Origin of the sequence: Corynebacterium sp. HMSC035E02 (assembly GCF_001836065.1) — a bacterium.
In the GTDB taxonomy this organism is placed as follows: domain Bacteria; phylum Actinomycetota; class Actinomycetes; order Mycobacteriales; family Mycobacteriaceae; genus Corynebacterium; species Corynebacterium hiratae.
Genome location: NZ_KV827350.1, coordinates 159,921 through 160,276, shown reverse-complemented (window position 1 = coordinate 160,276; position 356 = coordinate 159,921).

Sequence of the window (356 nt, the reverse complement as noted above, 5' to 3'; positions counted from 1 at the left end):
GCAGGTCACAGCGTTATCGCGTGTTTCGTAATTTGGTTTTCCGATTTTCGTAGTTCTACGAAACCGCAGGTAGAGCGTTTCGTAATTTTTTCGTATTTTGATCGGCAAATTACGAAACGAGGTCAAAACTACGAAACGAGCGCGCTACAGACGTGTCACAGGTCATAAAAAGGCGCGCCCCTTGCGTGTCACCGTGACGCAGCATCCCGGCCGTGTCACATAGCTACAACCCCTGCAGCGTGCCCTCAATGAGGACGGTCTATGTCGTAGACATGTGCCCGTAATGTGTGTCTGTGTCTCTCCCTTAAAAGGTTTGGGTCGAAATGCCGCAAAATTACGAAACATCCCCGAAATGT